This window comes from Deltaproteobacteria bacterium CG11_big_fil_rev_8_21_14_0_20_49_13, assembly GCA_002796305.1.
Classification (GTDB): Bacteria; UBA10199; UBA10199.
In genome coordinates this window covers 2,568-11,657 of the sequence record PCWZ01000018.1, presented here as the reverse complement: position 1 = coordinate 11,657, position 9,090 = coordinate 2,568, and the positions used below count along the sequence as shown (strand labels likewise).

Annotated in this window: 10 protein-coding genes and 1 tRNA gene; 1 reads left to right on the top strand and 10 read right to left on the bottom strand. The window is 50.1% G+C overall.

What is annotated here, in order from left to right; translation table 11 throughout:
* Positions 1-7: 7 nt before the first annotated feature.
* The 10 genes from COV46_01445 to ispE all read right to left on the bottom strand — a co-directional run bounded on the left by COV46_01445 (position 8) and on the right by ispE (position 7,348).
* Positions 8-1,396: a replicative DNA helicase gene (locus COV46_01445; GenBank protein ID PIR18108.1), complete on the bottom strand. Its 1,389-nt coding sequence runs from the start codon at positions 1,394-1,396 to the stop codon at positions 8-10.
* Between the two features lie 14 nt (positions 1,397-1,410).
* Positions 1,411-1,857 (bottom strand): 50S ribosomal protein L9, encoded by a 447-nt coding sequence (locus COV46_01440; GenBank protein ID PIR18107.1) that lies wholly within the window; start codon positions 1,855-1,857, stop codon positions 1,411-1,413.
* A 111-nt stretch (positions 1,858-1,968) separates the two neighbouring features.
* Positions 1,969-2,904 carry a hypothetical protein gene (locus COV46_01435; GenBank protein PIR18106.1) on the bottom strand — a complete coding sequence of 312 codons (936 nt, stop codon included), beginning with the start codon at positions 2,902-2,904 and terminating at the stop codon, positions 1,969-1,971.
* A 1-nt stretch (position 2,905) separates the two neighbouring features.
* A complete protein-coding gene (gene rpsR / locus COV46_01430) occupies positions 2,906-3,187 on the bottom strand; it encodes a 30S ribosomal protein S18 (GenBank protein PIR18105.1) in 282 nt (93 codons plus the stop codon).
* A gap of 114 nt (positions 3,188-3,301) precedes the next feature.
* On the bottom strand, positions 3,302-3,730 hold the full coding sequence (rpsF, locus tag COV46_01425) for a 30S ribosomal protein S6 (GenBank protein PIR18104.1): 429 nt from the start codon (positions 3,728-3,730) through the stop codon (positions 3,302-3,304).
* 133 nt (positions 3,731-3,863) lie between these two features.
* Positions 3,864-4,439, bottom strand: a complete 576-nt coding sequence (locus COV46_01420) for an aminoacyl-tRNA hydrolase (protein ID PIR18103.1) — start codon at positions 4,437-4,439, stop codon at positions 3,864-3,866.
* A gap of 61 nt (positions 4,440-4,500) precedes the next feature.
* Entirely contained in the window at positions 4,501-5,244 is a 744-nt protein-coding gene (locus COV46_01415; protein ID PIR18102.1) for a 50S ribosomal protein L25, read from the bottom strand.
* Between the two features lie 24 nt (positions 5,245-5,268).
* Positions 5,269-6,207: a phosphoribosylpyrophosphate synthetase gene (locus COV46_01410; GenBank protein PIR18101.1), complete on the bottom strand. Its 939-nt coding sequence runs from the start codon at positions 6,205-6,207 to the stop codon at positions 5,269-5,271.
* Positions 6,208-6,217: 10 nt separating this feature from the next.
* Positions 6,218-6,291: transfer RNA gene (locus COV46_01405), tRNA-Gln, on the bottom strand.
* 130 nt (positions 6,292-6,421) lie between these two features.
* On the bottom strand, positions 6,422-7,348 hold the full coding sequence (gene ispE, locus COV46_01400; GenBank protein PIR18100.1) for a 4-(cytidine 5'-diphospho)-2-C-methyl-D-erythritol kinase: 927 nt from the start codon (positions 7,346-7,348) through the stop codon (positions 6,422-6,424).
* 493 nt (positions 7,349-7,841) lie between these two features.
* Here ispE and COV46_01395 point away from each other — a divergent pair, with 493 nt between their 5' ends.
* Complete coding sequence (locus COV46_01395; protein ID PIR18099.1) at positions 7,842-9,086, top strand: FAD-dependent oxidoreductase; 1,245 nt, start codon at positions 7,842-7,844, stop codon at positions 9,084-9,086.
* Positions 9,087-9,090: the final 4 nt, after the last annotated feature.

Genomic DNA, 9,090 nt, shown 5'->3' with positions numbered 1-9,090 from the left:
TGAATGATTAAAATGCATCATCGGCGTCTTCGATGCCTGAGGCGTCAACCGGCCGCATAGAATCATCAGCACCTTTGGCAAGGTTCTCGAACTTCGTGAACTCGTTCAGGAACGCAAGTCTGGTAAAACCGATGGGGCCGTTCCTCTGTTTTCCTATGATGACCTCGGCGGTACCTTTTTCGGGGCTTTCTCTGTTATAGACCTCATCTCTATAGACGAACATTATGACGTCGGCGTCCTGTTCGATGCTTCCGGATTCGCGCAGGTCGGCCATCTGCGGGCGTTTGTCTTGCCTGTTCTCGACCGCACGGTTGAGCTGGGAGAGCGCAAGGACAGGGACCCTTAGCTCCTTGGCAAGGGCCTTTAGTGAGCCGGATATCTCCGCGATCTCGCGTTCGCGGCTCTCTATTCTTCCAAGTCCGCGCATCAGCTGCAGATAATCTACGATGATCAGCTTGATACCCTTCTCTTTTTGAAGCCTGCGGGATTTTGCCCTCATCTCGAGCACGTTAATGGCGGGTGTATCATCTATATATATGGGGGCTTCGGAAATGGCGCCGGCGGCACGGGTAAGTTTCGGCCAGTCGGTCTCGGTCAGAAAACCGCCGCGAAGTTTGGAACCGCTCACCTTTGCTTCGCAACAAAGGAGTCTCTGCACCAGCTGTTCCTTGCTCATTTCAAGCGAGAATACCGCGCACGGAATGTTCATCTCAACGGCGGCATAGGTGGCAAAGTTAAGGGCAAGCGCCGTCTTTCCCATACTGGGACGGCCGGCAAGTATCACAAGGTCCGAATCCTGTAGCCCGGCTGTCAAGCGGTCGAGTTCGGTAAAGCCTGTAGGGACGCCTGTTACAAGCTCTTTTCTTTCGTAGAGCTTCTCTATCGTCTTAAAACTGTCCTTAACGATCTCCTTTACGGAATAGAACGACTGTTTTATCTTCTGCTGGGCAACCTCAAAGATCACCTTTTCCGCCTGGTCCAAGAAGGTATCGACGTCGTCCCCTTCGCCGTAGCATCCGTCTATTATGTTGGTGGAGGCCGAGATAAGCTGACGCAGGATAGATTTCTGATGAACTATCTTTGCGTAATATGTGACATTGGCGGCTATTGGAACGGAATTTACAAGAGAGACAAGATAAGCCGCCCCGCCTACGTCGTCCAACACGCCCTGATTTTTAAGTACGTTCGTGACCGTTACAAGGTCCGCGGGCTCCGACCTCTGGTATAGGTCTATTACGGCTGAAAAGATCTTTCTGTTGGCCTCGCGATAAAGGTCGTTAGGCGTGAGAACCTCTATCACCTTGATGACGGCGTCATTATTAAGGAGCATCGCCCCTACAACGGCTGTCTCCGCCTCGATGTTCTGCGGAGGGAGTCTCCCTTGACCTTCTGCCATGTTGATCACCTCTCTTAGGCTTTTTTAACTACCCAGACCTTGATCGTACAGGTTACCTGTGAATGAAGCTTTACTTCGACATCGTAAACGCCGATCTGCTTGATGGGGTCTTTAAGGTGAATGCTCCTCTTGTCCATCGCGTGACCGTTCTTTCTGAGAACGTCAGCAATATCCTTTGTGGTAACAGAACCGAAAAGCTTCTCCTCTTCGCCAGCCTCTTTTTCGATCGTTAAAGAAAGGCTTGCCAATTTTGCGGCCAGATCCTCCGCCAACTTTTTCACCTTCTTCTCGCCGGCCTCGGCCACCTGTCTCTGGTGTTCAAGCATCTTTATGTTTTTAGGATCGGCAAAGATGGCCTTTTTCTGAGGGATAAGGAAGTTGCGGGCGAAACCGTCCCTTACCTTTACCAGCTCCCCGGCCTTTCCAAGTCCTGCCACTTCTTCTCTTAAAATGACTTCCATAAATATCTCCTATTCTGATGTGGGGAACGACCGGTTCGGAAACCTCACCGTTTCCCCCCAAACCCCTCAAGCTCGGACCGGCAAAGCCGAATCTTTGCTCGCTTATTTCTTTTACGCCATTGTTTGATCTTTGATTCTCTTCTTCCTGAAATCTATCCACTGGTCCGAAAGACCAAGCGCGATGATTATCACCCCTACTACCTGCAGGAACGCTATTATAAATCCGTATACCAAAAGCCTTAAAAAAGGCGATCTCCCTTTGTGCATCCAGAACGATATAACAAAACATCCCTGAATGAAGAAGATGCCGGCACACACAAAGAGCCCGTTTATCGACATATATTTAAGGAACGCGCTCTCGGCAAAATAGCCGTTAAGAAAAAAAAGTGCTCCGCAGAATATCGTCATCCAAACCGGCCAGAACGGGAACCTTTGGGCCGCGATATTGCCGAAATATTTGAGCACGCCGTACTTCTTGGTGAACGTCCTTGCAAGAAGGAGCGTCACCGAGACCACCGCCGCAATGAACACCATCGTCATTGAGGGAAGCGTCCAGACGATGAACTCGACTATGGAGCGCATATTCTCTTTGATGAACGCCGCCTGCGGCGCCGAAAACGACGCCAGCGATCCCTGCATCGAGAAGATCTGCCCCATGGTACCGTTCAAATAGCTCTTCAAAGAACCTATTAGATCGTAGCCGGCTCCGAAGTTCAACAACACGAACCCGCCCATGAGCATCACCCATGGAACAAGTATCGAGATAATGGAGATCTGGAACAACTTTACCCGCCTTAACACGCCTTCGCCAAGAATGACCCCTACCATTAAGAAGAGGCTCAAATAGATGACCTCATAAAAATGGGCAACTTTAAAAATGACCGCAAGTAAAGCCAGCGCGGCCGTTAAAAGGAGCGTGAACCGGCCTTCTCTTCTTCCGTGAACTGTGAAGATAAAGAAAAGCGGTAGCGGCGAAACGAATATGAATATTCCGCTCTGGAACATTAGAAGTGTGATCGCCGCGGCTATGATTATCCTTTTAAGCATATTACCTTGTCTGTACCGATGAGAACGGAACAACTGCCAATATCCTTGCGCGTTTCACGGCCAAGGTAATGAATCTCTGATGTTTTGCGCATGCGCCGGTGAACCTTCTGGGAAGGATCTTACCGCGCTCGGAGATATAAAGACCCATCTGCTGAGGGTTCTTATAGTCGAGCTTCAGCATCTTGTCTGCACAGAACCTGCATGTGCGTTTTCTTTGCGGACCGAAACGGTTGGGACCCTTGCGCGGGCCCTTCTTATCGTCCTTATTGAATCTTCTAGGCATTGCGTACCTCCTTGTTTAAATGGGGAAAACGACTCGCTTCCGCCTGATGGCGGATGCTCCTTCCCCCCAAAACCCTCTCGCTCACACCGGCAAAGCCGGTTGTTCGCTCGCGGATCATGCTCTCTCCTCCACATGCTCTTGTGGGGCTTGGCTTCCCTGTCTTGCGTCTCTTTCTCTCTGCGCGTTCAGCTCGAGAGTTTTGGCGAGGAGTTCGGCCTCTTCGATTATCTCTTTTCTACGTGTTTCGACCTCTACATCTTCACCGAGCTTAATGCTCAAATAACGAAGCACTCTTTCGTCGAGCTTTAGCACGCGCTCCATCTCACCGATCGTCGTATTGTCGGCACAGAAGTCGACGGCTATGTAATGGCCTTTTGACTGCTTGTTGATCTTGTAGGCAAGTGTCTTCTTGCCCATGTTCTGTAAACGGAGAATGGCCCCGCCGTGGCGGGTTATGATCTCGGTCATTTTGTCGATCGAGCGTTGCACTTCTGCGTCCGTTAACGCAGGGTCTAATATATAGACCACTTCGTACTCTCTCATGGCTAACCTCCTTTTGGACTATTGAGATGGGGGGAACAGCTCGCTCATAAAACTTCGCTCCCGCTCCCCCCATACCCCTCTCGCTCGGACCGGCAAAACCGGATCCTCACGAGCCTTTTTATGGGCCCCGACCCTATGCCGGGACCAAGGTATTGTTATATTTTTGCATGGCTATGTCCGGGCCATGCGTTAAAAACTCAGTTGCGGCCTCCGCCGATATTTTAATCAGTTTATCCATCACGCCTTTTTCTTCCGGTTCGAACCCGTCGAGCACATGGTCGGCGGCTTCCAAACCGTCTTTTGGCCGCCCGACGCCTATCTTCAGCCTCCAGAATTCGTCGGTGCCAAGGTCATCTATTATGGATGATATGCCGTTGTGACCGCCGGCACCCGAGCTCTTCGCGAATTTTATCTTGGCGAACGGCATGTCGATATCGTCCTGAACCACTAGGATGTCGGTCGGCGTCACCTTGTAATATCCTGCCAGCGGAGCCACGGCGCCGCCGGAGAGGTTCATGAAGGTCTGAGGCTTGGCTATCAAAACATCCACTTCGCCTGTTCTTACGATTCCAAAGAACGCATTGAACTTCTTTTTGTCCAGCTTAACTTCGAACTTTTCGGCAACAAGGCCGACCACATCGAACCCGACGTTGTGCCGGGTGTTGCAGTATTTCTTTCCTGGATTGCCAAGGCCTACTAATAATTTCATTGGTGCAACTCTATTCGGGGGATCCTTCACCCCATATGGGGCTCACTCGTTATCACTCGGGTCATTTCTTTTCCTGTTTTGCACCAGCCGCAGGGGCCGAGCCAGGGGCAGATTTTGCACCAGCCGCAGGAGCCGTACCGGGAGCCGCACCAGGGACTGAACCGGGCGCCGCTCCAGGCGCCGCTCCAGCCGCAGGGGCCGCCGCACCTTCGGCAACAACTGCCTCTGCCGTCGGGACCACCACCTCTTCCTTCATCGGGGCAACGACCGAAACAATACCAAAGTTCACATCGTGTGCGCATTCAACGCCTTCGGGAAGCTTGAGCTCGTTCAAATGGATACCGTCTCCTATATCAAGCTCTGTGATATCGATAGAAATAAATTCCGGTATGGCCAAAGGCAAACATTTCACTTCTAGAGTACGGCGGTCCATAATGAGCACTCCGCCCTCTATCACGCCCTTTGCCTTTCCTTCGAAATGCAGAGGAATTTCGACCGATATCTTCTTGGTGATATCGACGACCGCAAAGTCGACATGTGTAAAGTTCCTTTTAATAGCGCAGGCCTGATAATCGGCGATGCGTGCCACAGTTTTTTCTCCGCTTTCGATGTTGAGATCGAAAAGAACGTTCATGCCTGCCTTTGTCTTTACGGCAGTTTCAAGCGCCTTTTCGTTGACCGAGATGGTCATGGGCTTTACGTTCTTTCCGTAAAGAATGCCGGGGACCATGGCGGCATTACGGACAGCGCGTGCGCTGCTCTTTCCTTCGTTTCTTTTGCTGACGTCTAATGATACTCTTTCCATATTCTTTCCTCTTCCTTTCCTTTCTTAGATAAAGAGCGAAGATACCGAATCCGCCTGATGGATCCTTTTGATAGCCTCGCCCAAAAGCGGAGCCACAGATAAGACCTTTATCTTGGATGACTTGCCGCTAAGTGGTATCGAATTTGTAATTGCAACTCCCGCAAGGCACGAGCCTTCTATTTTTTCATGGGCGCCGCCCGAAAGCACGCCATGCGTGGCGCATGCATAAACGGCCTTTGCGCCGTTCTTGATCAGGGACTCGGCCGCCTTAACAAGGGTCCCGCCAGTGTCTATCATATCATCAACTATGACCGCCGTTCTGTCGTTCACGTCTCCGACCACGTTCATCACTTCGCTAACGTTGGGTGCGGAACGTCGTTTATCTATCATTGCCATAGGTGCAGAAAGCTTCTTGGCATAAGCCCTTGCCCTTTCGGCCCCGCCGGCATCTGGGGAAACGACCACAAGATGATTGCCGATGTTCTTCTGAATAAATTCCAGCGCTACCGGCATTGCAAAAAGATGGTCCACCGGAATATTAAAGAAACCCTGTATCTGTCCGGCATGGAGGTCAAGCGCCAGCACCCTGTCAACCCCGGCCGCCGTCAAAAGATCGGCAACAAGCTTGGCGCTGATAGGCGTTCTTGGCTGAACCTTTCTCTCCTGCCTTGCGTATCCGTAATAAGGGATAACCGCCGTTATCCTTCCGGCGCTGGAGCGCTTCATGGCATCCACCATGATAAGTAGCTCCATCAAATGCTCGTTAGCCGGATTGCATGTGGGCTGAATGATGAATACGTCCATGCCTCTGACGTTCTCCCCTATCTCAACCCATGTCTCGCCGTCGGAAAAATGTTTGACGTCGGCCTTTCCCAGCTTGGTGCCGAGATACGACGCTATCTCTTCCGCCAGCGGGCGGTTTGCGCTTCCCGAAAAAATCTTTAAATCTTTAAAGTGTGGCATATATATAATCTTGCTGGGGAGGATGGATTCGAACCATCGATCCCAGGTTCAAAGCCTGGTGACTTGCCGCTTGTCGACTCCCCAATTCAAAATGGGGGGAACGACTCGCTTCCGCCAGAGGCTGACCAGCCTTCGGCTGGCGCTCGCTCCTTCCCCCCAAACCCCTCTCGCTCCCACTGGCAAAGCCAGATGCTCGCTCGCGGTTTGCTATTTTTCAATTCTGCGTTTCGATCACCAGCCAGCTTGGGTCATGGGCGCGCATCTTTTCTGCGGCAACATGACACATTTTCTCATTTTCAAACATGCCAACGACGGTCGGACCACTACCGCTCATCCATGAATGAACGGCGCCGCGGCCTTTGATCATCTTTTTTATTTCGCCAATCTCAGGGTATTTAGCAACCGTAACAAGCTCAAGGTCATTGTGGACAACTTTGGCCAGATCGTCTAACCCCTTGAAATCGCGCCCCGCCAACAAATCCTCGGCGGGCGAGGGCAAGCTACTAACACCCTGATTTTGTTCTGTCAATTGCAAACCTTGCAATTTATCAAATTCCTCATAGACCCACTTGGTGGATACGGGAAAATTTGGATTTACTAGCAATATCCACATGTTAGGAAGCTTCTTTAATGTGGTTATCTTATCTCCAATCCCCTCGCAGATGGCGGGTCCATCATATAAGAAGAGAGGGACGTCCGCCCCAAGCTTTACCCCTATTTCGGCTAGATTTTCGTTCGAAAGCTTCAAGTCAAGAATTTCGTTGATCCCTTTGAGGACCGCAGCGCCATCGGATGACCCTCCGCCCAACCCTGCGGCAACGGGAATATTTTTTTTAATGTGAATTTTTATGCTTTGCCGGCATTGCTGGTCTGACTGGCCTTGCTGGCAAAGAATCGCTTTGGCCACCTTATGGCAGATATTCGTTTCGTCGCACGGAACGCTCGCATCGTCGCAAGTAATGGTGATAGGAATATCCGAAGCATGAGGCATGACGCATGAAGCATGATTTCCTGCTTCAATGGTTATCTCATCCGCAACGGTCAGCTTTTCGTTGAGCATGAAGAGATCGTGATACCCGTCGGGCCTTCTTCCAAGGACCCTAAGGACGATATTTATCTTTGCCGGTGCCAGTATCTTCATATTTTAATCGCCGCAGGCGATCTCCCTAGATATGGACATGCTTCATCGCCACTATGCCCCATGGTGTATCGTTTTCCAAGGACATTCACTATACGAAGTGTGTCCCTTTAATCGCCAAAGGCGATCTCCCTAAGACAGTGCCATGCCTCATCGCCATCTCTTTCCATACTTCCATATTCTCAGCCATCGCCCCGTTGTGAGAGGCGTGGCACTTTGGAAGGGCATATAAAGAAAATTATTTTTTGGCAACCACTAATCTATGGAGAGCCTCTCTCTGCCTCATTTATATAAAAAATAATTTCATCGGCACATTTGGCCTTTGCAAAATAACGTGCGGTTCCCCCTATTCTAAAGGTTGTGTGGTTAGAAAGCTTGACGCCTCTCTGGAGCGGCAAAAAGGACATGCCAAAGGACTAATCAGAAAGGAGGAGTAACTTCAAGAGCTATCGTTCTCATTGTACTTGTTGGCGAGTTTCTGCTATAAAGTCGCCTTATGTATCGTCCAAAGATAGTGATAATCGGCGCCGGGTTCGGAGGTCTTGCCGCGGCAAAGGCCTTAAGCAAGGAAAACGTCGACGTCACGATAATAGATAGGAACAATTTTCACACGTTCCTCCCGCTTTTATACCAAGTGTCGTCTGCTGAAATCGAAGAATCTTCTATTATCTACCCGATAAGGGGGATCATTAATAGATATAAGAACGTCGATTTTGTCCTTGGCGAGGTCTTGAACATTAATTTTACCGAAAAGAAGGTGGCAATTCCCGGTCGCGAACTTTTCTACGAACATCTGATACTTGCAACAGGAAGCGATAACAATTTTTATAACACCGAAGGCGCTGCCGAGAACACATTCACGATCAAAACGCTGGATGAAGGTATCGCGCTTCGAAACCACATTCTAACTCTCTTTGAACTCGCCGATCATGAAACGGACCCCGCTGAGAGAAAAAAACTTTTAACCTTTGTTGTGATCGGCGCCGGCGCCACAGGAATAGAATTTACCGCCGCATTTGCAGAACTTGTTCGCGGTCCCTTAAAAAAAGATTACAAACACCTTAACTTCGGTGAGGTCTCTATCGTTCTAATAGATAGCCGCGACAGGCTTGTCTATTACATGCCGGAGACGTTGAGTGATTTCCTTGCAAAGCGTTTAAAGAAATTGGGTGTAACGATAAGACATGAGGTGCGGGCCTTAAAAATAACAAGTGGCTCCATTATATTAAATAACGGCGAGACCATTCGAACGGCGACCGTTGTATGGACCGCCGGCGTTGCTGCGGCAACTTATTTTAAAGAGTTCGGCATCGAGTTCGGCGCCAACGGAAGGATAAAGATACTTCCAACGCTTGAAATTGAGGGGACTAAGAACGCCTATGCGATAGGGGATGTCGCCGGCGAGCTTGCGATGATAGCCCCGGTCGCCATCCAGCAGGGACGCAAGGCGGCGGAGAACATCTTAAGAGAGATATACGGCAAAAGGCCGGTAACGTTCGCGTACAAGGACAAAGGTTTTATGATGGTTGCGGGGAGAAATTCGGGCATAGCAAGGATAGGAAATTTCTACTTCAAGGGTTTTTGGGGCTGGTTCATGTGGCTCTTTGCCCACATATTCTGGCTCATTGGTTTTAAGAACAGGTCCTCGGTCCTTTTTAACTGGGCATGGGACTATTTCTTCTTCGACCGGATGATACGCCTCATCCACCCGACATGTAAAAGGCTTTGCAGGACAAAGTAGCTTT